Source organism: Bacillus cereus group sp. MS39 (assembly GCF_040448665.1).
Lineage (GTDB): Bacteria > Bacillota > Bacilli > Bacillales > Bacillaceae_G > Bacillus_A > Bacillus_A wiedmannii.
In genome coordinates, this window is the sequence record NZ_CP123058.1 from 4,601,827 (window position 1) to 4,624,976 (window position 23,150).

Here is a 23,150-nt window from a genome sequence, read left to right on the forward strand (position 1 = left end):
ATCTTAAAAATAAAATATAGAAAATCTGACTTTTTATAAATATATTGAATTTTTACGAAATGTAAATGATTTGTAATGTTTTTTTCGTCAAATTTCATTATAATAAGTGGATATGAGTGTCGTATTTCAATCCAAATGAAGGAGTACAAGAAATGGAGCAAAACCCATCTTTGCAAGAAAATACACGCAGTAAACCGAAAAAAGGTAAGAAAAAAACAAAAATTATTATAAGCGTTATTCTATTCTTTTTAATAATAGGTGGCGGTTATACTTGGTTTTTAGTAAATAAAGCATCTTCTGCTGTTCGAAATGCCGCACACGATTTAGCACGCGGTGATAAATCTGATTTACGTGATAAAGCTGTAAAACCTATCGCAAATAATGTCTCTGTCTTAGTCATGGGTGTTGATGAAAGCGATGTCCGCGGGAAAGAATATGGTGAAGCTATAAGAACGGATGCACTATTACTTGCAACGTTTAATAAAGATAGCAAAACTGTAAAACTATTAAGCATTCCACGAGATACATATACTTATATTCCAGTGGAAAAGAAAAAAGATAAAATTACACACGCTCATGCATACGGTTCTACTAAAAACGGAAAAGATGGTGGACCACAAGCAAGTATTGATGCAGTTGAAAAATTAATGAATGTTCCTGTCGATTACTTTGTAAAGTTTAACTTCAAATCATTTATGAAAATTGTCGATGATTTAGGCGGGATTGAAGTCGATGTACCAGTTGAATTTACTGAACAAGATAGCAATGATAATGCTGATGCAATTCATCTGAAAAAAGGTGTTCAAAAGCTAAATAGTGAAGAAGCTCTTGCTCTTGCTAGAACGCGCCACATCGATAGTGATGCAATGCGTGGACAACGTCAACAACTCGTTATTGAAGCCATTTTAAAGAAACTAACAAGCGTTGGATCTGTAACAAAAGTTGGTAACATCATTGATGATATTAACGGACAATTTGTTACTAACTTAACATTCGATGATATGCTTTCATTCTACAAGTACGGATCGGACTCGGAAATTGAGAAATTACAAATTCAAGGTGAAGACTGCTATATGGAAAAAGGTGACGATACATGTAGCAAATCTGCTGGTGGCGGCCGAACGTATTACTACAATCCAGATAAAAAAGAATTAGCAACTGTTACAAACGAACTTCGTACTCACCTTGGATTACCTGCATATACAAAAACAGACTCTGATTCAAAGAAAACAAGCACAGAGAAAACAAAAGAATCTAAGTCGGAAAATTCAAGTGAACGCGAATCAAGTAACAACGAATCTAAAAATAAGAATAAAAATAGCAGTGAAGAAACAGAAACATCGTCTAACGACAATGAATAAAAAAGAAGCAGTTCTCTATGGAGGTAGAGTACTGCTTCTTTTTATTTCTCTATAATTAAAAATCAGAACTTTCTAACTATCTTTTTTAATATTTTTAAATTATAATAAATAGTAGCAATCTATTCCAATTATCAGGGGGCTCATACATATGAAAGCTGCAGTAAAACATAACATCTCAGATTTTAAAGACTACTTAAAATCAAACGATATATACATGGAAGAAAATATAGATGAAAATGATGGTTCTGTTCATTTTTCAGTAGGATTAGAGACAGAAGCTGGCGCAAAAATCCAACTAATCGCTGCTTTCCAAAACGAACATCCTACTGTGGATATATACTGCTTCAATGTTGCTCACGTACCTGATGCAACATCAACAAATGATATTTTGCATGTCATCAATGAATTAAACACATCTTACCGATTTGCAAAATTCACGTTAAATAAGCAAAATGCAATTGATATTTCAGCATCACTTGCATTCTCAGAACCAAATTTCAATCCAGCACTTGTCTTTGAACATACGAGAATGCTATATAAATTAGCAAATGACGAATATAAAAACTTAATGAAAGTTATTTGGGCATAAATAAAAGGATGGGCTGCAAGCAGCGCCATCCTTTTATTTCGATAACATATCAATCCACATCTTAACAGCAGTGCCTACAATCAAAATCGATAACATATATTGCAATGCTTTTTGATTGATCCTCTTCCCAACTCGTGCTCCAAGCGGCGCAGCAAAGATACTTGCAATCGCAATAATAAGAGCTGGAATTACAACTACTTGCCCAGTTATCACTTTTCCAGTCGTAATCCCTATTGAGGAAATAAACGTAATAGCGATAGATGTTGCTATTGTTGTACGTATCGGCAATTTTAAAATAACTAGCATAATAGGAACTAATAAGAAAGAACCTCCAGCACCTATAATGCCTGATGCGCCTCCTACAATAAACGCTAACAAGCTTGCTAACCATTTATTATATGTCACTTCACCACTATTATTTCGTTTCGGTACGAACATCATAATAGCAGCTATTGTTGCTAACGCTGCATAAACAACATTGACCGTATGTTCCGCTAATACGTTAGCACCAAAACTCCCTATGAAGCTTCCTACTAATATACTAGCTCCCATATACACAACTAGCGTTTTATCCATATCATTACTTTTCTGATAGGTCCATGCCCCTGCAAAAGTTGCAAAGAATACTTGAACCGCTGTAATACCACTTACTTCATGTGACGTATAACTAGTAAATCCTAGCAATACCGGAATGTATAAGATCATCGGATAATTAATAATCGCACCGCCAATTCCAACCATTCCTGATATAAACGATCCTATAAACCCAATTATAAAAAGTAATACGACTAAGCTCATCTTACATCCCCTCCCTTCTAAAAAGAAGGTGAATTAAATGAATAAGTTTACATTCCCATCCGAAGCATCTGCTAAATAAGCTCCTACTCCTGCAAACTCTACCCCTTCCATAATCTCTTCCTCTTTTAACCCTAATAAATCTACTGTCATTTGACAAGCTACAAGTTTAATCCCCTGTTCTTTCGCCAAATCGATTAAATCTGGTAAAGGCATAGCATTATGTTTTTTCATAATACCTTTAATCATCTTTTGTCCCATACCCGCAAAATTCATTTTCGATAATCCCATCTTGTCTGCACCACGCGGCATCATTTTTCCAAATACTTTTTCTATGAAAGTTTTCTTCACCTTCACATGCTCATCTTTCCTTAAAGCATTTAAGCCCCAAAAAGTATGAAAAATAGTTACCTCTTGATCATACGCCGCTGCACCATTTGCAATAATATAAGCAGCCATCGCCTTATCATAATCTCCGCTAAATAAAACAATTGTTGTTTTCTTCTGTTGCTCCATGTTGTGCTCCCTCCAATTACCTATAGGGGTATTTTATTATTTATAAAAAGGCTCAAATCATTTATCTCTGTACTATACGACTTTCCCTTCCCACGCTAACATACCACCTACCATATTGATTGCTTGAAAACCGTAGCTCTCTAAAAACTGAACTGCTCTTGCACTTCTTCCGCCAGAGCGACAAACGATAATATATTCTTTATGCTTATCCAACTCATGCATTCGAAACTCTAGTAGTCCTAACCTAATAGGAAGCACTCCCTTAATTTTCCCTTCCGCCACTTCTTCTACTTCACGAACATCGATTACATGTAACTCTTCATTTCGTAATAATCTTTCCTCTACTTCTTTCGCTGTTATTTCTTTCATCTTGATATTCCTTTCTTACAAAGCGTTCATACCACCTGAAACATTGATAACGTGCTGAAACCCTAATTTTTTTAATACTTTTGCAGCCTGCTTACTTCTCATACCGCTCTGACAAATAACGATTACTTCTTTATTTTTATCTAACTGATTTGCCTTACTCGCTAGCTCATTTAGCGGGATATTTTGAAATCCTTTCATATGATTTCCTCTATATTCACCTACTGTGCGAACATCGATAAATTGTTTTCCCTTTTTTCCTGCTATACTCTTTAATTCTTTCCCACTTATATTTTGAACACCTTTTACCGGTAAAAAACGTGAAATAACAAATCCTGCAGCCAGTACAATAAAGAGCGTACTTAATATTGTATTCATATAACCAACCTCTCTACATTTATAAACATGCTACGCCTTCTTAATCCAAAACTTTAGCACATCAGCTTCTTCTACATGCTTTACGATGTCATGACCACCTTTATTTGCCCACGCCGGAATATCCTTAATTGACCCTTTATCCGTTACATGTACTTCTAACACTTCTCCAGTTTGTAAAGTATCCATCGCTTTCTTCGTTCTTACAATCGGCATCGGACATGCTAAACCTTTCGCATCTAATACTTGTTTTACATTCATCATCTATTCCTCCATTTTTTATTTATTTCTTATTCGTGAACTGCACAACGATTTGGACCAATCTCCATTTCACGCTCTTTATCTACACTCGGATGAATCTTCCCCATATTCGTTTGACGAATTTCTTCGTAAGCATTCGGCTGAGGTGGTAAATTCTCCGTTACAACTTTACGAAACTCTTCCTGATCCTCAATATTTAGCCCTGCATTATACGTAAATAAATCTTTTAACTTTGCACTCACAACACCATTCTCATCCATTTCACTTATTTTTGAATAATGAGCTGGTAACACAATTAATTGTTGAGATAGTACTTTATATCGATCATATAAAGTTTCTCGTAAATCACTCACCCAATCCTCAGCCTTTCCAGCAAGATCAGGACGCCCGATTGAATCTACAAATAAAATATCGCCTGATAATAAATAGGAATCATCTACAATAAATGATGTACTTCCAATCGTATGCCCCGGTGAGTATAATGCGTCAATTTCAATTTTAGTACCCCCCACCGTAATAATTGATCCTTCAACGAGCGGTTTATATGAGAAAACAACTTCCTCCGCATCTTTTGGCGGTAACCAATACGTACCACCTACTCTTTCAGCTAACTTACGTCCGCCAGAAATATGGTCTGCATGTAAATGTGTATCCATTACATTCGTAATCGTAACGCCATGCTCTTTCGCAAACTCTTCATATGCTTCAACTGTTCTGACTGCATCAATAACTGCTGCCTCACCGTTTGAAACGACCATATAAGATAAACAGCCTTTTCCAAGGCGGTTAAATTGATATATACTCCCTCCGTCCTGTACATCTCCTACTTTTAACGGCTTCACATATTCACTCCAAGCTTTCATACCGCCAGCTAAATAATAAATATTTTCTAACCCGGCCTCTGTTAATTGCTCTGCCACAAATATAGAAGACCCTTCTTTTGCACATACTACTAAAACATCTTTATCTTTAGGTAATTCACTTACAATATGATCTACACCATCTAACAAATCAAAATACGGTTTATTTATAGAAGAAATTTGTCTCCCTTCAATTTTCCAATCTTCATAATCCGTCTCATTACGAACATCTAAAATAAACAACTCTCCGAACAAAACTTTCTCTGCAACATCTTTTGCTTGTAGCGGTTTAACACTCATCTAATTACCCCCATAGGTATATTTTTATTTAAAAAATTTTATTTTTCCACATTCCCTTGCCACTCTAACATACCTGGAATGACATTTTTCACATTTGAATACCCTTTCTCGTTCAACATTTGGCAAGCTACATCACTACGGTTACCAGTTCGGCAAATAACATAAATTTGTTTCGTCTTATCTAATCCTGCGCTTGCTAGTTCACCTAATGGCACCGAAATGGCCGATGGAATATGACCAAAGGCGAATTCCGCCGCTTCACGAACATCTACTACAGTACACTCTTCACCACTTAATACTATATCTTGCAAATCCGCATTCGTAATCGTATGAGGATATTTCACTACTTCATTCATTTCATGCTCGTGTGCTTTTCTAACGTAATGCATCAATAGATCTCCTTCGTGTTTCGTCCCGATGTACTGATGACCTACTTTACTCGCCCAACTTTGTATATCTACAGTAGACCCTTTATCTGTTGCCTGAACTTCAATCACTTGCCCTGATGTCAAACCTTCCATCGCCTTCTTCGTCTTCACAATCGGCATCGGACAGGCCAAACCTTTACAATCTAAACTCATATCCACTTTTATACTCATAGTCGATTCCTCCATAATTTATATACTCATACCTGTAGGGGTATATTAAAATGTTTTTGAAAATCTGTCAACACTTATGTTTGACAGATTATCGGCTTTTTACAAGTAATTGAACAGCTTCTTTAATTAACTCTTCATTTGAACCATTACCGCTTTCAAACTGCTCACGCAAACATTGCTCTAAATTTGTTCCCACAACAAGTCCAATTGTACGATCAAGTGCAGAACGAGATGCCGTTAACTGTGTAATAACCTCTCGGCAATCTTTTCCCTCTTCCATCATGCGAAGTACACCACGAACTTGACCTTCAATACGTTTCAATCTATTTTTCATATCTTGATTATATTCCACTGTAGACCACCTCCGTATTTATAACGATATTATACATTACTTTGTAACTTTGTATAACATCATATACCCTCAAGGGTATATTGTAAAGCATTTTATTTTTTTGAACCTTTCTAACGTATAGTAAAAATGCAAAAGCCACTGATTTTATTGACTTTTGCATTTCTCAACTACACTGTATTATTATCTTACTTCTTATAAACTCTTTGTAAAACTATAATCCATTTCTCCACCTAACGCTTCAGGTGTATCACCAGTTTCTCTAAAATCATGTGTATATATTTTTTCAAATGAACCGAAATCTACTTGCTTATAAAATTCAAAACAAGGGAAACCATCATGCTCTCCTTGAACATCAATACTGCCGTCCTTTTTCACACATACATTTAATACATAATCCACAGGAGGTGCATATACATTTAATGGATTACTTGCACTCGCACTCATTTTGAATTGCACACCGTCAGAATTCCATGTGATATTAGTACACACAATATTTTCTGTACTTGCTTTCCCTGTTCTTTTACTCACAGAACCATCTGGACTTGTAACCTTCTCGGTCGTAATACCCGTGTTCGCATATGAAAACACTTCTTCTTTATAGAAATCAACTACTACCTCTTGCTCAACTCTAGAGCGCATCGTATTTACCGCATGTGGTGTAAATTCACGCGAATCACCTTCGAATTGAATTATTTTTCCTGTTTCCATATCCTTCTTAGCTTCTGTCCAAGAAATTGGAATAAAGACACTGGCTCTAATTTTTACGATATTAGTCATAAGAAACACCTCTATAATTTTATTTTAGATACTGAATACTATTAAATAAAACAAACCATAATTTCAATCCTAAAACCAATAGATTTCTCTTTTACTTTTCTACTTCCTTCTAAAAAATAGTGCTATATTTACGTTTAGACTGTCATTTTAAAGTTATATTCCATCTCTCCAGCTAGTGCTGCTGGAGTATCATTTGTTTCTCTAAAATCATGTGTATATATTAATTCAAACGAACCAAAATCTACTTGTTTATAAAATTCATAGCAAGGAAAACCATCATGTACACCTTCAACATGCACAGTACCACTTTTATTAACTCGTATAGCCAACAAATAATCAGCTGCAGGTGCTGCCGCATTTAACGGATTACTGGCACTTGCTCTCATTTCAAATGAAACTTCATCCTCGCCCCATACGATATTAGTACATACAATATTTTCTGTACTTGTTTCTCCCTTTTGATACTCAATTGAGCCATCTGGATTTGTAATCTTCACTGTGACGATACAAGCATCTGCATATGTGAAAATTTCTCTTTTATAAAAATCAATATTCACTTCTTGTTCTAATCTTGAACGCTTTGCGTTCACAGCGTATGGTGTAAACTCACGTGCATCTCCAGCATATTCAAACGATCTTCCTGTTGCAGGATCCTTAATAGGTTCCAGCGATGCATATGGTGCAAAGACACTCCCTCTAACTTTTACGATATTGACCATATGAAACCTCCATTGATTCTATATTATATAAATCATTATTTGTTCTACCAACACAATATAGTCAATTTGATTGACTATATTGTGTATAGTACAATAAGTATTATATATAGTCAACTTAATTGACTACAAGTGCGGAGGTTATATACATGAATCAAACATTTAACGAGTTAGATCTTACTTCACTTTTATCATTATCCTTTAGTACATTAATTACTGAGCTACATGACAGATTAAGTGAATTGGGATTTGAAGATATTAGACCAGCACATGGTTTTATGTTCAAACGCATCCTTCCTAATGGAGCAACTGGTATAGAGTTAGCTGAATATTTAGGGATTTCCAAACAAGCTATAAGTAAAATGGTCGATTCTCTTGAGAATAGTGGCTACGTTACACGTAAAATACACCCTACTGATAAAAGGGGTAAAATCATTGTTTTAACCGAACGTGGTTTAGCAGTAATGAAAGCAAAAGAAGAAATAGTAGCTGAAATAGAGCAGCGATGGATTAAAAATATAGGTGCAGCAAGAATGCAAATGCTTAAAGAAGATTTAACGACATTCGTCACTAAAGAAAATACAGAGAAATTATCATCAAATATACGACCTGTCTGGTAAACAAAAAACGAATCCATTTTGATTCAACTTCTTCAAAATGGATTCGTTTTTCTATAGCTGTATTAAAAATCATTAATTTCTTTAAATTTTATTCTACTGAATATATTTTTTTACGCGTTATATAATTCCATAACTCTCTTCACAACCAACTCCGCAGTATTCTCCCCCGGTGGCATCAATAAATTCGTAACCGGTCCATATACAACTGTATTTAACTCGACTTCATACCCACCATATACATATTCCTCTTCGCTTGGTAAATAACCAACATATCCGTTCATATATCCACCAAAGAAAGCTAATTCATTTTGAAGACGATCTTTCACTTCTAATGCCGTTTCTGAAAAAGGTTCCATCGGTATACCAGAGAACATACCATCATTAATTTGGAACAGTTGAACTTCTAAATCAATACGTAACTGCCGAATACCTTGCTTATATTTCTCTAAAACGATAGTAAGCCATTCATCCGTATTCACGCCCCACTGCTTCTCGGCGAACCGAGCCATTCTTCTTATCTCATCAATTTCAGGGATATCCTTCAACTTCATTTGCATCGCACTTGAAATAGTTCTTAATTTTACAATCGGGCTATAAGAAACTGCTGGCAACATCGTTAATACATGTCCACTAAGCATGTAAGCCATTTGTGTTAATGCTTCCCTTGAACCACGATACTTCGCATTTACATTACCAGCAGCTCCTTGCACAATAATAACAGGGCAGTTTACGATTTTCTCAAGAATCTCCCTTGTCATTCCAGGATAATCCGCTGATAATACATCGCTATCACCTTTTAAAACATTCGGATGCGCAGTACAAAATACTACAATACCAGATAGCTCCTTCGTTTCAGCATTTCTTATCGCTAACATGCCAATTCGTTTATCTACAACACCCTCTATATTTGTTCCCATCTTCGCTCTTCCATCAGATGTTCTCTCTCTTCGGTTGACACCGATATCACCTGTCGTAACACCCCATCCAACTTCGCACAACTTCAAATTGTTATTCGCAGTAACAGCACCTTGCACTACATTATTTACTAAAATCGTTTTATACGACTTTACTAAAGGTTGCTCACCAACAGTTTCCGGACCAGAGTGTGTATGTGTATAAACAACTGTTATTCGCTCAAATGGCACATGAAGCCTACTCGCTACTCGCTCACGAATCATATTCGTATCTTCTACTAACATCCCAATATTATCAATACTTATAAACACCGTTTTCACTTCATCTTTTTCAAATACAAAAATCGTCCCATAAATATGCTCTTCAATATTATTTATTCCTGTCTCTCTATGGTATCCGACAAAATCAATACCTACAGGCGGTGTAATATCAACCTTACAAACCCCTATTTTGCTCATTTGAATCGCTCCATTTCTCTATATAACTCCCTTTTTTCAAGAATAGCATATTTGACTTTGTTCCAAATAAAAAAGAACGGACAAGGATTTCAACTGAATTCTTTATCTGTTCTTTAAATAATTTTATTAATCGATTAGAAGTATACAGCCACTACCCTTTTAAATTTTTAGATATCTTATGTATCTTCTTTAATGCTTTAATAGCTCTAACCTTTGAAGTAACGACCTCTTCCAATACGGAATTTGTTTCTTTTCTTTTTCTTTCCATTTCCTCATATAGTTCTTCGTATTCTTCTTTCCACTGATTAAACTCTTCGATCTTCCTTTCAATTCGACCGGAAGCCCCAAAGGTGACTAAATTTTTAATAAAACCCACTTAAAATCCCATCCCTCTATTAATCTATTAATCAAACTAAACAAATGTAATTCATATCATATATTTTAACAAATATCTGGGATTAGGAAGATAAATTTTATTCGAAAAACAAATAATAAAAGGACATTACATGAAATATAATACCTTTTACTTAACTAGATTTGTTAATTCAATTAAAAAGCCGCTGATCCCAGCGGCTTCTCCTCACACATACTTCCGATGCACCATCTTCCCATCATAAGAAAACACAACGCCCTTACTCTCCACAATGGACTCCATATGCACCGTTCTTCCCCACAGCTGATGAAGATATGGTAATACCTTTTCTAAGTATTTTAAATCAAGCTCGATTCCTTCGTAACTATGTTTAATGTATAATTCTCCGTTCTTTAAGTAGTCTCCGTCTTCTACTACTAAGTACGGGAAGCCACCATTTGTACGCATATTTACGAGCTGATCACGTACATGTTCCCACTCTTTATCTATTACTTTATATTCTTTTCCTTGGCGCTGGAATAAGTACATATCTTCTCTCATTACGAGGTCTTTATTTAAGTAGTTTCTTAAGAACGATACGTCCCATTCAATTTCGCGTACTTCAAAGATTTTATCACGACCAGACCCTGGTTTTACACCGCGTCGCTTCATTTCTTCTGTCGGGTTATTGTAGCGTTCTTCAATATCTTCGAACATTTTAATACCGAGGTAGTATGGGTTAATGCTTGTTTTTGATGGTTGAACTACACCTGCATTAAGCTTTGCGAATTCAATCGCTTCAGAAGATGTTAAGTCCATTTCACGGAGTATGCGTTGATGCCAGTACGAAGCCCAACCTTCGTTCATGATCTTCGTTTCAAGCTGCGGCCAGAAATATAACATTTCCTCGCGCATCATCGTTAATATATCGCGCTGCCAATCTTCTAGCTCACGGCTATATTCTTCAATAAAGAGTAGTAAATCTTTCTCTGGTTGCGGCGGAATTTTCTTCTTTTTATGCATATTAGGTCGTTCTCTCTTTTTGTTTCGATCATCTAAATTCCATAAATCATCGTACTGTGATATCCTTTTCTTTTCTACATCCTCTTCTAAATCTTCAATACTCCACGCAAGTTTCGGACGCATAAGCGATGGATCAATATGCTCTTGAATAGCAAGTACGGCATCCAAAAATGTCTCTACTTCTGCCTTTCCATACTTATGCTCATATGCTTTCACACGTTCAGCTGTTGCAGACATACTTTCTACCATATCTCGCTTCGTATTTGAAAAACGAATATTATTTTTAAAGAAGTCACAGTGTGCTAAAACGTGCGCTACAATTAATTTATTTTGAATTAACGAGTTCGTATCTAATAAAAAGGCATAACATGGATCAGAGTTAATAACGAGTTCGTATATTTTACTAAGACCTAAATCGTATTGTAATTTCATTCTGAAAAATTGTTTTCCAAAACTCCAATGTGAAAACCTCGTCGGCATCCCATATGCACCAAATGTATAAATAATTTCTGCTGGACATATTTCATAACGCATCGGATAAAAATCAAGCCCAAATCCAGTCGCAATTTCCGTAATTTCCGCAATCGCATATTGCAGTGCTTTATCGTCACTTGCTCTCATTATTTTCCCTCCTTACACTTTCCCTTAAGAAAGTGTATGATTGGAAACAAGCTTTCATGAGGATTGATTGCATAATAAAAAGACATCCTCATAAAAACGAGAATGTCTCATCTATTAACCTTCAATAATCTCCATCTTCTCCGTAATCGGTGTACGAGCTTTTCCTTCTGGTGCTTTATCGAAATAGCCAATGTGAAGAATTCCAACGATGCGTTGACCTCTTGTTAAACCAAGTCCTTCTATAAATAATGGATTGTAGTTTAATCCGCCTGATTTCCAAACACAACCTAATCCGCGTTCCCAAGCAAGCAGTTGGAAGTTTTGCATAAATGCACATGTTGCAGCGTAATCTTCGTCGCGTTGAATTTGACGTGGATCTTCATTAATATAAACAACAATTTGTGCAGGCGTGCTTAAGAAACGATCTGATAAAATTTTGCCGCGTTTCGCTCTTTCTTCTTCTGTGAAAGAGTTTAATACTGCATCTACTAATTTTTTGCGACCTTCTCCAATGTATAATTTACAATTCCATGGTTCACGGTGTTTATGATTCGGTGCCCACGTTGCGTCGTTTAATAGTTCAATTAATAACTCTTTATCTACAGCTTTATCTGTGAATGTACGTACAGAGCGTCTTTCTTTAATCACATTTGCGATGGAAGTATATGTAGTCATATTTTTCTCTCCCTTATTTTCATCTATATGTATACATTTGTTATTGATATTGATTTTCAATTTCGATTATACCTTAGTTTTTTACTATTAATCAATGTTTTATGTTGGAAAACTTCCAAAAACGTCATTTTATACTGTGAATAAAAAAACTTCATTTGTTCACAAGTATTTCACATTTTATGGAAATGATATGTGTACAGTTTTCCACATTATCCATCTAGGAGGAATTTATATGTACAAAAAAATCGTAGTAAGTATGACTATGGCAGCATTATTATGCGGGATATCTACCTTCCCTGCTTCTGCTTCCGCTACCACGCCAAAAGAAGTAACATTGCACCATCATCATAAGCCTATTTCAGAAGAAGAAATGCAGTCGCTCGAAAAACTCGGCTATAACAAACATGAAATTTGGAAAGCTGCTCACATTGCAAGAATGAGTAAAAAAGAAATAAAAGACGTTTTAGCTTACTATAAACAAAATAAATCTTGGGAGAAAACAGCCCAGCATTTCGGTGTAGATCCAAGTAAGTTGAAAAAGCATCATATGAATAAAGAGACGAAAAAAGCACTGCTGCAAGAATTAGCAAATATGCAAAAATCTACACCAGACGGACTAAAACAAAAAATGAAAGATTATAATATCGGATTACGTCAGCTCACGGTATTAACAATCATCTCTCAAAAAAGTAATACCCCTCTTGATGATGTACTAAAAATGAAAAAAGACGGTATGGATATTAAACAAATCGCGGAAAAATTAAATGTTAAAAGAGAAGATATACGAGCAGAGATGATTAAATTAGTGAAGTCTATTAAAGAGAAGCAAACAAATTAACACGCAAAAAAGGAAGAGGTATTCACTGCTCTTCCTTTTCTTTATGAACTTTCAACTTTGAAGTATAAATTCCCGTATTTCCCAAAAACTAACATAAACAAATGATGTAGTAAGGGGTGAGAAAATGTTTCGTTTATCGTCTAAAAAGAAGAAAAAAACAATCTGTTCCATTCCAGAGTTTGTCCTCACTATGAAAGAATCTAGTGATTTCGTTTCCTATAACATCGTAGAAGATGGGACACTATGTTTGTTTTATTATAAATCTACAGCTGAATCACTCCTCATTAATCGATTCATTTTAACACCTATAAAAAGAGAATTAGATCGCATTGAAAATATAAGTGACATAGCAAATATCGTTACACTCGAAGGGATCATCACCAATCCTTCTATTGATGATATTCGTGAAAAATTATTAGTTGGGTATGTACTCATACAGATAAAAAACGATTCTCAAGCAGCAGAATATGCACTTATTCGTGCTGAAAGTTCAGTTTTAGGTACACGATTATATAACGATACCGAAAATGAATATAGTGTAATCGGTCCAAAAGTCGGGTTTGTTGAAAATATTGATACAAATACACACTTACTTCGCCGAAATATAGTAACAGAGCAATTGGTTTTCAAAGAAGTTATAGTTGGCTCTATATCAAAAACAAAGGTGATAGTTGCTTACATCGAAGGCATTACAAATGAACAACACATCAATACTGCAATGCAGCGCTTACAAGATGTTGACTTTGATGTTCCTTTTGATGCAACTATGATTGAACAGTTTATTAGCGATAATAGTAACTCACCCTTCCCTGTTTTACTACCTACAGAGCGGTTAGACCGCTCTGTGTACGCATTACTGAATGGAGGGGTTGTCATTTTAACAGACGGTTCACCTTACGCATTAGCTGGACCAGCGACGTTACTTGATTTCTTCGTCTCGCCAGAAGATTATTATTTACCATGGATAGCAGGCTCATTTCTTCGAATGGTTCGCTTTTTCGGAGCAGCATTCTCGCTATTTTCATCAGCTATTTATACAGCTGTATTAACGTATCACTATCAAATGATTCCTGTGGATTTACTAGGTCCGATTATTTTTTCAAGAGCTAATGTACCCTTTCCGCCCATTTTAGAAGCACTTTTTTTAGAAATCACAATCGAATTGCTCCGTGAAGCTGGAGCACGATTACCTACAAAAGTTGGACAAACAATCGGCATCGTTGGCGGGATTGTAATTGGCCAAGCATCTGTTCAAGCTGCTTTAACGAGTAACATTTTATTAATTGCAGTTGCTTTATCAGCACTCGCTTCTTTTACAACACCAACTGTAAAAATGTCTTCTACTATCCGGATACTACGATTTCCACTTATTCTTTTAGCTGGTGCATTTGGGGGCTTAGGTCTTATTGTAGGATTCGTACTCATATTAGCTCATTTAATTCGCTTAAAATCACTTGGATCACCTTATTTATTACCTCTATATCCATTTCGCGGTTTAGGGACAGCAGAAGGACTCCTTCGCCTTCCATTTAGTCAAACTGCAGAACGCGCTTCTTTTCTAAGGCCCAAAAAGAAATGGCGCTATGACCCGAACAAAGCGAAAGAAAAACGCGACGGTGAGGAAAAATGAAAAATATTTTATTATGCTTTTCCATTATCATTTTAATTGTTCAATCTGGTTGTACAGAAGCATATATAGTTGATACACAGCGAATGATTCACGTAGGTGGATTCGATATAATAAAAGATAAAAAATTTCGCGGAACCATTTTATATCCCGATTACACAAAGGGCGTACAATCTAAACCAGAAACTCAATCAACTCATGCAGGTACAATTGAAACAATCTCTTCCCTTCTAAACGCCAAATCTCCACATACGATCGCTGTAGGTCAAATGCGTGTTGTCCTATTTGGAAAAGCATTTGGTGAACATGGACTTGGAGATGTTATTAACAACTTACAACGTGATCCTAACATTGGCCGTGATGTGCAGCTAGCACTTGTAGATGGTTCAGCAGAAGAATTACTGAAACATGTCAGAATAAATGGATCACTTTATTTATCTGATTTATTGGAGCAAAATATAAAAAACGAGACAATCCCGCGGACAGCTTTAAATATTTTTTTATATAACTTCTATTCATCTGGATGCGATCCATTTCTTCCTTACATTCAAGTATCAGAAGACAAATCTGCTTCCATTAAAGGGCTAGCTTTTTTAAAAAAGGATAAAGTGGTTATGTATACAGATAAGAAAAGGTCTTTTTTATTTAAATTACTCATTAATCCAACGAAAAATGGGCGTTACGAAGTCCCAATACGTCAAGGTAAACATAAAGGATTAATTGCTACTCAAAACATATCTGGAAAAAGTGTATGTTCTCTTTCACCAAACGGTGATATTCCGAAAGTTAACATACACTTAAAATTAAATGGACTCATAAAAAATGCTCCCAGCTGGCTTGATTTATCGAAGAGCAAAAATGTAACTTACGTAAAAAGACATGTAGAAAAAGCGCTTGAAAAGGATTTAAACGAATTAATACAAACATTCCAAGAAAATGAAATCGATCCAATTGGTATACGTGAAGAAATTCGTAGTCACTCAAGAAAATGGAGCATGAAACAAATTCAGAACATGTATCCTAACGTAGACGTTGCTGTCAATGTAAAGATTAATGTCGTACAATCTGGTATCGGAGAATAGTGAGGTGCTATCATGGCTGAACAAGATAAAACACATACTGTTTCCCCTTATTTCACATTCCTTCTATTACACTCTCTTCAAATTGGAGTAGGTGTGCTAGGATACCAAAGGATTATTGCACAATTTGCCGGTTATGATGCTTGGATTTCTCTTATCATCGCTGGCATTGCAACTCATATCGTACTATTTTGCATGCTTAAAATGTTAGAAAAAGATAATGATTTAATGAATATTCATACGACATGTTTCGGAAAGTGGATTGGAAAATTTTTTTCTGTATGCTTTGCCGCATATCTTTTATTATTTTGCCTTACTGTTCTTCGTTCATATATTGAAGTGATTCAAGTTTGGGTCTTTCCTACAATTAAACCGTGGAAATTAACCTTACTATTTTTACTTGTAGCTTATTACATAATTAGAGGTGGCTTGCGGTCTGTAACAGGAATATGTTTTTGGGGAGTTATCATACCGATTTTCGTCCTATTTTTCTTAGTTTTCCCAATGAAATATGCACATGTCCGTAACATTTTCCCAATTCTTACTCATTCACCTTTAGAAATTCTAAATGCAACGAAAGCATCTGCATTAGAATTTCTTGGATTTGAAGCGATTCTTATTTTTTATCCGTTTATTAAAAAAGGAAAATCGATAAATAAATGGGCACATGGTGGTATTGCTTTTTCAACTGTTTTATACGTAGTACTGGCAATTGTTTCCCTTATGTACTATAGTCAAGGGCAGCTACACCATACCATTTGGCCAACATTAACGATGCTAAAAATCATAAAGGTTCCTTTTATCCAAAGGTTTGAGTACATCATTATTTTCCTATGGTATCTCATCATTTTACCTAATCTTTGTTTAACAATTTGGTCTTCTTGTTGCATTACTAAAAGATCGTTTCACATACCGTTTAAAATTACACTGCCATTGTTTATCGCAGTCATATTTATTTCATCTTTATTTTTCACAAACCGAGAAAGTATCAATGTATTAAATACCGTGCTGTCTCAGGCTGGCTTATATATTGTATACGCTTATATCCCGATTTTATTTTTATTCCATTCACTACGATGGCATTTCAAAAATCAGTCGAAAAAATCTTCAACCGATACACCATAATCTCTGATACAATTTGATTAATACATTTGTAAAGGGGACAAGCGTATGAAGAAATATGTATTTTCTTTACTTGCAGTACTGAGTTTAATTCTTGTTGGATGCGGAGCTACTAGTACAAATGAAAAAAAATCACCTGAATCAAAAGAAGAGCATGACCACGCATCGCATACTCAACAAGCTGACATTCAAGAAAAAACAAAAGGAGTCGACACACTTCCTACCTTCCTAGACAAGCTTGATCCACAAATGAAAGATATATACACTGTCGCTGGGCAAAATGCAGAGCTATTAGATTGGATTCCATGTTACTGCGGTTGCGGTGAGAGTGTAGGACATAAAAATAATAAAAATTGCTTTATTCGTGAAATTAAAAAGAATGGTGAAGTTGTTTGGGATTCCCATGCAACGACTTGCGTCAATTGCCTAGAAATCGCAGTTGAATCTGCTTCCATGAAACAAAAAGGAAAATCAACGCTGGAAATTCGCAACTATATTGACAATAAGTATAAAGAAGGATACGGAAAACCAACACCTACGCCAATGCCAAAAGCTTAAAAACGAGGATACACCTCGTTTTTTCGTTTCATTCACTTTTTTTCTTAACAAATTCTTTCAAGTGTATTTCTCCTTACTTGTCACACACTATATATAACTCCTCAGTAAGGAGGGTACACAGTGCAAACATATAACGACTATGACAAAGCTCTCTATTACACATATAGCTGTAATTGGGATAAATTACTCGTTCTTATGGTTCAAACGAACGATCAACTATTTTCTAAGCGTATTGAACATTTTTTACACGCTTATCAATACAGTAAAGAAATGCCAGAAGTTGATAAACAATTGCAGCTCCTATTTCAATATATTGACCATGCATCCCAAAAGTCACATATAGAAGAAGTAGAACAAATTCAAATGTAAAATATAGCGCTATTCTCTTCAGGAGAATGGCGCTTTTTTAAATATTGATATCAATAAAAGTTTCCTCTTATAAAACTTTTATTGATAAACATATTTTTTCTTTCTTTTCTGTGCTACTTCATACTATAATTTAGTATGTAACTATTATAAGAGAGGTATAAAATATGGGACGAGAAAAAAAGCAAGAATATGCTTTACTTACCGCATGGGGAGCTTCTTTTGTCGCTACACTAGGAAGTCTTTATTTTTCCGAAATCATGAAATTTGAGCCTTGTGTACTTTGTTGGTATCAACGTATTTTTATGTATCCATTCGTTTTATGGCTTGGTATCGCTGTAGCAAAGAAAGATTATCGCATCGCAAGTTATTCTTTACCAATTGCAAGTATCGGTGCTTGTATTTCTTTATATCACTATGCAATTCAAAAAGTCGCAGCATTTTCAGCTGCTGGGGCAGCTTGCGGCCGTGTACCTTGCACCGGAGAATTCATAAACTGGTTTGGTTTTATTACAATCCCGTTTTTAGCACTTATCGGCTTTATTACAATCGCTGTATGTAGTTTTATTGTAATAAAAAACAAATAAGGAGATGAAACAATGAAAAAAATGCTTATATTTGGTGGTATTATTATCGCTCTGTTTGCAGCAATTTTCGCTGTCACACAAATGGAAGAAAAAAATGCTACTAGCCAAAAAATTGATAATGCTACTGAAAGTAAGACAAATGGCCCTGACTACTATACAAACAAAATCTCTCTTTCAGATCTTCAAAAGAATTTAAAAGAGAAAAAAGAAGAAACAGTATACTTTTATCAAACATCTTGCGTTCATTGTCAAAAGCTATCTCCTGTCGTAGTACCAATGGCTAAAGACTTGAACGTTGATATGAAAGTTATGGATATTGAAAAACTAGATGTTCCTTGGGATGAATATAAAATTAAAGGAACTCCAACAATCATTCACTTTAAAGATGGCAAAGAAGTAAGCCGTATTAGTGGTGAACAACCGGAAGACAAATTAAAAGAATGGCTTGAGCAAACGAAAAAATAACGAGAAAAGGAAACTCCTTCTACACATGAAATGGGCGTAAAATCCCAAACTAATGTATAAGGAGGGGGTTTTATGCCAGAAGTGAAATGTTCTGTTTCCAATTGCTCATTTTGGGGACAAGGTAACTTTTGTCAAGCAAGTGCAATCGTTGTTCAACCAGATGCTCAAGAGGCTGGTTCAAATGCAAATGATTCGTATACAGGCGCGGTTTTAACAAACGAGACGCTAGAAAGTTCTGTAACAACAAGTGTAGAAACTTGTTGTCATACATTTAAGCCAAAATATTAAATAAAAAAAGCATACGATTACTCGTGTGCTTTTTTACATTCCTCTCCAAAAATCATGCATCATAAAAAAGTACAAAATAACGAGAACAACTGTCCCACATAAGGTAATGCGCCGATATATACTCTTCTCTCCTTCTCTTGCTTTCACAAATGCCCAAATAAATCCGAAGAACAATATTAAATCAACATATGGAACATAAAAAGAAAAAACGAGAAACGCATACAAATACACGATAAATAAACAGGTCGTTACTAAGAAAATTTTAAAAGCAAATTCACTTTTCATAATGTAACCGCCCCCCTATCTGTACTGTATTATATTCAGCAAAATACAATAGTTGCAGTTAAACTCGAAGTAGAAATAAGCTACCGTCTATAATACGGTAGCTTATTACGGAATATTATATTTCCGTTTATATATATTACTTAAAGTCGAAGTAGGAATTTGCTCATAACGAATTTTTTCTCCTGTTTCATCCACAATATACAAATTGTTTCCTATATAATATATTCCATCTTTTCGTTTTGAATACACTGCATATCTTTCGTTTGGCAATAACGTTTTCACTTTCGTTAACTGTCCATTTGGTTCTTGCCAATATATATCGGCACGGTCTACTAACGTAAGCACGCCAATTTGCTCTTCTTCCACTTTACGACCATTCCAACTTACAACACGGTAACCAAGCTTATTCGCTTCATATTCGGGGCTCGTATGAAAACGGGAAATGATTACTTTTGTTTGTAACTGGACTCGATCATATAACCACTGTATATCCCTGTCATGCATGCGAATACAGCCATTCGATTCGCGGCTTCCAATCGTCCATTCCCGATTCGTTCCATGAATGGCATACTCCTTCTTATCCAAACCTAACCAACGCGTACCGAGAGGATTATTCGGTGCACCCCCAGCTATTTTTTTTCGATGATATTCTTTATTTTTAAATTTAGTTATAATACAAAAATTACCTTCAGGCGTAGGTGTACGGTCTCTTCCAGTTGTTACGGGGAATGTCTTTGTATAATTTCCATTTTCAAAAAAAGATAATTGGTTTGTCGTAAGATTCACTAATATTAAATGATCTGTATCAGCAAAAGCACTAACCGGTAGGATGAAAAATAATAGTATGACGAAACATAACTTTTTCATCTATATCCCTCCCCTAGCGCTCAATATAATAATTGGAATTAACTTTACTTTGCTCTTATCAATGAAAACTATCCATTTACAATAACGCCTCCATTTACATGTATCATTTGCCCGGTAACATAGGATGAATCCCCAGACGCTAAGTATACGTATGCTGGCGCTAATTCATATGGTTGACCAGGTCTTTGCATCGGAACATTGCTCCCAAACTGAGAGACTTTCTTCTCATCAAAACTCGATGGGATAAGTGGCGTCCAAATTGGTCCCGGTGCAACACCATTTACACGAATCCCTTTTTGCACTAATGACTGAGAAAGTGATCTTGTAAAAGCTACGATTGCTCCTTTCGTTGCGGAATAATCAATTAATGTTTCATTTCCTTCATATGCAACGATAGATGCCGTATTTATAATGACATCCCCTTGCTTTAAATGAGAAAGTGCTGCTTTCGTAACGTGAAAATAAGAAAAAATATTAATGCGAAACGTCTTTTCTAGCTGTTCTGCTGTAATATACTCTAATCCTTGCTGTGGATATTGTTGTGCGACATTATTTACTAAGACATTCAAACTACCTAGCTGCCGAACGGTCTCTTCTACAATATCTTTACAATGTTGTTCATTACTTAAATCACCCGGCAACAATACACACTTTACCCCCTCTTTCTCAACATATTGTTTCGTCTCATTTGCATCTTCCTCCTCATCTAAATACGCAATCGCAATATTTGCTCCCTCTTTCGCAAAAGCGATGGAAACAGCGCGTCCAATCCCACTGTCTCCTCCTGTAATTAATATATTTTTTCCTTTTAACTTTTCACTTCCTTTATAATTTGGATCTTCAAACTGCGGAAGTGGATTCATTAATGATTCAATACCAGGCTGTTTATTTTGATGTTGCGCAGGCATTGTTACAAAGTTTTTTTGCTGCGGCATATCTTCTTTCAACTCCTTTTCCTTATAATATGCGCACAATAAAAACTGAAATTCACACATCGTTTTACGATTAATATTCGAATTTAAGACACAAAATATAAATTGTTGTAAACTTTTTATGCAAAACTATTGCAAAATAATTAAAAAACGAATATTATATATAACTGTTGTGAAAATTATTCGTAAACAGAAAGGATGTTTATATGTTTAACCTTTCAAAACATAAAACTTCTATTAAAACTGAAATTATGGCAGGTATTATTACCTTCTTAACAATGGCATATATCATTGTCGTAAACCCTGTCATCCTTGGGGATGCAGGAGTTCCATTTGAACAAGCATTTACAGCAACAATTATCGCTGCTGTTGTCGGAACATTATTTATGGCGATCTTTACAAACTTACCAATCGCAATTGCACCAGGTATGGGATTAAATGCTTACTTCTCTTACTCTGTTGTAAAAGCTCATGAAGGCATGACTTTCGCAATTGCATTCTCTGCTGTATTCGTAGCAGGTATGATTTTAATTTTGTTATCATTCACATCTTTCCGTACAAAATTAATGGAAGCAATTCCTGAAAACTTAAAACATGCAATTACTGCTGGTATCGGTCTTTTCATCGCCTTTATCGGTTTACGTTTAACAGGTATCGTTACAAAAAATGAAGCAAACTTAGTTGGACTTGGTGATCTTCACTCTGCTCCAGTACTACTAGCATTAGCTGGACTTGGAATTACAATTGTCCTTATGTCTTTAAATGTAAATGGTGCACTATTTATTGGAATGCTATTAACTGGTATTATCGCTTACTTCACAGGACAATTAACATTCTCAAACGGTGTTACATCAATGCCTGGATTACCAGAAGGAATTATCGTTTCTAATCCAATTACTGCTGTTTCTGATGTAATTAACTACGGATTGTACGGCGTTGTATTTTCATTCTTCCTTGTTACATTATTCGATACAACAGGTACATTACTTGGTGTAGCTCAGCAAGGTGGATTTATGAAAGATGGAAAGCTTCCAAAAGCTGGACGAGCTCTTCTATCTGACTCATTCTCAGCAACAATCGGTTCTATGTTCGGAACAACACCATCAACAGCTTACATTGAATCATCTGCTGGTGTTGCAGCTGGTGGTCGTACTGGTTTAACAACTGTTACAGTAGCTGTTCTATTTGCACTAGCAGCATTCTTCGGACCATTAGTAAGTGCCGTTTCTGGTGTATCAGCTATTACTGCACCATCATTAATTATCGTTGGTAGTCTTATGATGGGATCAGTTCGCCACATCGATTGGGACGCATTTGATGAAGCATTCCCAGCATTCTTAGTAATCTTAAGCATGCCACTTACATCAAGTATCGCAACAGGTATCGCACTTGGATTTATTTCATACCCAATTATGAAAGTGGCAAAAGGTAAATTCCGTTCTGTTCACCCACTTGTGTATGTATTCGGAATCTTGTTCGCTTATCAATTGATTTTCTTACCACATTAAAATCCCTCATACAGAGGGATTTTTTATTTATAAAAGGAAAGTAGAGCATCGAAATTAGATGCTCTACTTTCCTTCTATAACAATCATACGAATTACT

The 23,150-nt window shown here is 35.4% G+C and carries 30 protein-coding genes; 13 read left to right on the top strand and 17 right to left on the bottom strand.

The features are described from left to right. Nucleotides 1–152 precede the first annotated feature (152 nt). Both QEP67_RS23890 and QEP67_RS23895 read left to right on the top strand, forming a co-directional pair. Nucleotides 153–1,361 carry an LCP family protein gene (locus QEP67_RS23890; protein ID WP_002108773.1) on the top strand — a complete coding sequence of 403 codons (1,209 nt, stop codon included), beginning with the start codon at nt 153–155 and terminating at the stop codon, nt 1,359–1,361. A gap of 148 nt (nt 1,362–1,509) precedes the next feature. Continuing rightward, on the top strand, nt 1,510–1,950 hold the full coding sequence (locus QEP67_RS23895) for a hypothetical protein (protein WP_000642361.1): 441 nt from the start codon (nt 1,510–1,512) through the stop codon (nt 1,948–1,950). Nucleotides 1,951–1,983: 33 nt separating this feature from the next. On the opposite strand, the gene QEP67_RS23900 is transcribed toward QEP67_RS23895, so the two are convergent. From QEP67_RS23900 to QEP67_RS23945, 10 genes are all read right to left on the bottom strand, one after another. Beyond that, nucleotides 1,984–2,748, bottom strand: coding sequence for a sulfite exporter TauE/SafE family protein (locus QEP67_RS23900; RefSeq protein ID WP_064459738.1), 765 nt, complete (start codon nt 2,746–2,748; stop codon nt 1,984–1,986). 33 nt (nt 2,749–2,781) lie between these two features. After that, complete coding sequence (locus QEP67_RS23905) at nt 2,782–3,261, bottom strand: DsrE/DsrF/DrsH-like family protein (protein ID WP_000437733.1); 480 nt, start codon at nt 3,259–3,261, stop codon at nt 2,782–2,784. Nucleotides 3,262–3,333: 72 nt separating this feature from the next. Continuing rightward, on the bottom strand, nt 3,334–3,630 hold the full coding sequence (locus tag QEP67_RS23910; protein ID WP_000659147.1) for a rhodanese-like domain-containing protein: 297 nt from the start codon (nt 3,628–3,630) through the stop codon (nt 3,334–3,336). A gap of 15 nt (nt 3,631–3,645) precedes the next feature. Then, nucleotides 3,646–4,005, bottom strand: a complete 360-nt coding sequence (locus tag QEP67_RS23915) for a rhodanese-like domain-containing protein (RefSeq protein WP_001092309.1) — start codon at nt 4,003–4,005, stop codon at nt 3,646–3,648. Nucleotides 4,006–4,035: 30 nt separating this feature from the next. After that, complete coding sequence (locus tag QEP67_RS23920; RefSeq protein ID WP_002108774.1) at nt 4,036–4,266, bottom strand: sulfurtransferase TusA family protein; 231 nt, start codon at nt 4,264–4,266, stop codon at nt 4,036–4,038. Between the two features lie 26 nt (nt 4,267–4,292). Next, entirely contained in the window at nt 4,293–5,423 is a 1,131-nt protein-coding gene (locus tag QEP67_RS23925; RefSeq protein ID WP_000114058.1) for an MBL fold metallo-hydrolase, read from the bottom strand. 38 nt (nt 5,424–5,461) lie between these two features. Beyond that, nucleotides 5,462–6,037 carry a sulfurtransferase TusA family protein gene (locus QEP67_RS23930; RefSeq protein WP_151035281.1) on the bottom strand — a complete coding sequence of 192 codons (576 nt, stop codon included), beginning with the start codon at nt 6,035–6,037 and terminating at the stop codon, nt 5,462–5,464. 73 nt (nt 6,038–6,110) lie between these two features. Next, the gene (locus tag QEP67_RS23935) at nt 6,111–6,374 is read right to left on the bottom strand and encodes a metal-sensitive transcriptional regulator (RefSeq protein WP_000456206.1); all 264 of its coding nucleotides are present in this window, start codon (nt 6,372–6,374) and stop codon (nt 6,111–6,113) included. A 192-nt stretch (nt 6,375–6,566) separates the two neighbouring features. After that, entirely contained in the window at nt 6,567–7,151 is a 585-nt protein-coding gene (locus tag QEP67_RS23940) for a DUF3238 domain-containing protein (RefSeq protein ID WP_000182091.1), read from the bottom strand. A 134-nt stretch (nt 7,152–7,285) separates the two neighbouring features. After that, nucleotides 7,286–7,870, bottom strand: coding sequence for a DUF3238 domain-containing protein (locus QEP67_RS23945; protein ID WP_000247274.1), 585 nt, complete (start codon nt 7,868–7,870; stop codon nt 7,286–7,288). A gap of 146 nt (nt 7,871–8,016) precedes the next feature. On the opposite strand from QEP67_RS23945, the gene QEP67_RS23950 reads away from it, so the two are divergent. Then, nucleotides 8,017–8,487 carry a MarR family transcriptional regulator gene (locus tag QEP67_RS23950; RefSeq protein WP_001076793.1) on the top strand — a complete coding sequence of 157 codons (471 nt, stop codon included), beginning with the start codon at nt 8,017–8,019 and terminating at the stop codon, nt 8,485–8,487. A gap of 110 nt (nt 8,488–8,597) precedes the next feature. On the opposite strand, the gene QEP67_RS23955 is transcribed toward QEP67_RS23950, so the two are convergent. The 4 genes from QEP67_RS23955 to QEP67_RS23970 form a co-directional block, all read right to left on the bottom strand. Beyond that, nucleotides 8,598–9,860, bottom strand: coding sequence for a neutral/alkaline non-lysosomal ceramidase N-terminal domain-containing protein (locus QEP67_RS23955; protein ID WP_000034539.1), 1,263 nt, complete (start codon nt 9,858–9,860; stop codon nt 8,598–8,600). A 151-nt stretch (nt 9,861–10,011) separates the two neighbouring features. Continuing rightward, nucleotides 10,012–10,236, bottom strand: coding sequence for a hypothetical protein (locus QEP67_RS23960; protein WP_048567158.1), 225 nt, complete (start codon nt 10,234–10,236; stop codon nt 10,012–10,014). Between the two features lie 204 nt (nt 10,237–10,440). Beyond that, nucleotides 10,441–11,856 carry a stage V sporulation protein SpoVR gene (gene spoVR, locus QEP67_RS23965; RefSeq protein WP_001202707.1) on the bottom strand — a complete coding sequence of 472 codons (1,416 nt, stop codon included), beginning with the start codon at nt 11,854–11,856 and terminating at the stop codon, nt 10,441–10,443. A gap of 114 nt (nt 11,857–11,970) precedes the next feature. Next, entirely contained in the window at nt 11,971–12,531 is a 561-nt protein-coding gene (locus QEP67_RS23970; protein ID WP_000214807.1) for a nitroreductase, read from the bottom strand. Between the two features lie 232 nt (nt 12,532–12,763). On the opposite strand from QEP67_RS23970, the gene QEP67_RS23975 reads away from it, so the two are divergent. The 9 genes from QEP67_RS23975 (at nt 12,764) to QEP67_RS24015 (ending at nt 19,461) form a co-directional block, all read left to right on the top strand. Beyond that, nucleotides 12,764–13,369, top strand: coding sequence for a hypothetical protein (locus QEP67_RS23975; RefSeq protein ID WP_048567160.1), 606 nt, complete (start codon nt 12,764–12,766; stop codon nt 13,367–13,369). 124 nt (nt 13,370–13,493) lie between these two features. Next, nucleotides 13,494–14,999: a spore germination protein gene (locus tag QEP67_RS23980; RefSeq protein WP_000489317.1), complete on the top strand. Its 1,506-nt coding sequence runs from the start codon at nt 13,494–13,496 to the stop codon at nt 14,997–14,999. Continuing rightward, on the top strand, nt 14,996–16,078 hold the full coding sequence (locus tag QEP67_RS23985; protein ID WP_000789838.1) for a Ger(x)C family spore germination protein: 1,083 nt from the start codon (nt 14,996–14,998) through the stop codon (nt 16,076–16,078). Before QEP67_RS23980 ends, QEP67_RS23985 begins: the two co-directional genes overlap by 4 nt. A 12-nt stretch (nt 16,079–16,090) precedes the next feature. Next, nucleotides 16,091–17,200 carry a GerAB/ArcD/ProY family transporter gene (locus QEP67_RS23990; protein WP_000840371.1) on the top strand — a complete coding sequence of 370 codons (1,110 nt, stop codon included), beginning with the start codon at nt 16,091–16,093 and terminating at the stop codon, nt 17,198–17,200. A gap of 45 nt (nt 17,201–17,245) precedes the next feature. Next, nucleotides 17,246–17,755 (top strand): PCYCGC domain-containing protein, encoded by a 510-nt coding sequence (locus QEP67_RS23995; RefSeq protein ID WP_048567161.1) that lies wholly within the window; start codon nt 17,246–17,248, stop codon nt 17,753–17,755. 120 nt (nt 17,756–17,875) lie between these two features. Continuing rightward, complete coding sequence (locus QEP67_RS24000) at nt 17,876–18,124, top strand: YhdB family protein (RefSeq protein ID WP_001195461.1); 249 nt, start codon at nt 17,876–17,878, stop codon at nt 18,122–18,124. A gap of 164 nt (nt 18,125–18,288) precedes the next feature. Continuing rightward, a complete protein-coding gene (locus QEP67_RS24005) occupies nt 18,289–18,708 on the top strand; it encodes a disulfide oxidoreductase (protein WP_000532271.1) in 420 nt (139 codons plus the stop codon). A gap of 12 nt (nt 18,709–18,720) precedes the next feature. Beyond that, nucleotides 18,721–19,173 carry a thioredoxin family protein gene (locus QEP67_RS24010; protein ID WP_000738444.1) on the top strand — a complete coding sequence of 151 codons (453 nt, stop codon included), beginning with the start codon at nt 18,721–18,723 and terminating at the stop codon, nt 19,171–19,173. Between the two features lie 72 nt (nt 19,174–19,245). After that, nucleotides 19,246–19,461, top strand: coding sequence for a DUF1540 domain-containing protein (locus QEP67_RS24015; RefSeq protein ID WP_001115401.1), 216 nt, complete (start codon nt 19,246–19,248; stop codon nt 19,459–19,461). A 33-nt stretch (nt 19,462–19,494) separates the two neighbouring features. On the opposite strand, the gene QEP67_RS24020 is transcribed toward QEP67_RS24015, so the two are convergent. The 3 genes from QEP67_RS24020 to QEP67_RS24030 all read right to left on the bottom strand — a co-directional run bounded on the left by QEP67_RS24020 (nt 19,495) and on the right by QEP67_RS24030 (nt 21,548). Then, the gene (locus tag QEP67_RS24020; protein ID WP_000834191.1) at nt 19,495–19,746 is read right to left on the bottom strand and encodes a hypothetical protein; all 252 of its coding nucleotides are present in this window, start codon (nt 19,744–19,746) and stop codon (nt 19,495–19,497) included. 105 nt (nt 19,747–19,851) lie between these two features. Further along, on the bottom strand, nt 19,852–20,613 hold the full coding sequence (locus QEP67_RS24025; RefSeq protein WP_000732017.1) for a L,D-transpeptidase: 762 nt from the start codon (nt 20,611–20,613) through the stop codon (nt 19,852–19,854). A 68-nt stretch (nt 20,614–20,681) separates the two neighbouring features. Further along, on the bottom strand, nt 20,682–21,548 hold the full coding sequence (locus QEP67_RS24030) for an SDR family oxidoreductase (protein WP_001136271.1): 867 nt from the start codon (nt 21,546–21,548) through the stop codon (nt 20,682–20,684). Between the two features lie 203 nt (nt 21,549–21,751). Here QEP67_RS24030 and QEP67_RS24035 point away from each other — a divergent pair, with 203 nt between their 5' ends. Continuing rightward, the gene (locus QEP67_RS24035; RefSeq protein ID WP_000482732.1) at nt 21,752–23,053 is read left to right on the top strand and encodes an NCS2 family permease; all 1,302 of its coding nucleotides are present in this window, start codon (nt 21,752–21,754) and stop codon (nt 23,051–23,053) included. The last annotated feature ends 97 nt before the right edge of the window (nt 23,054–23,150 follow it).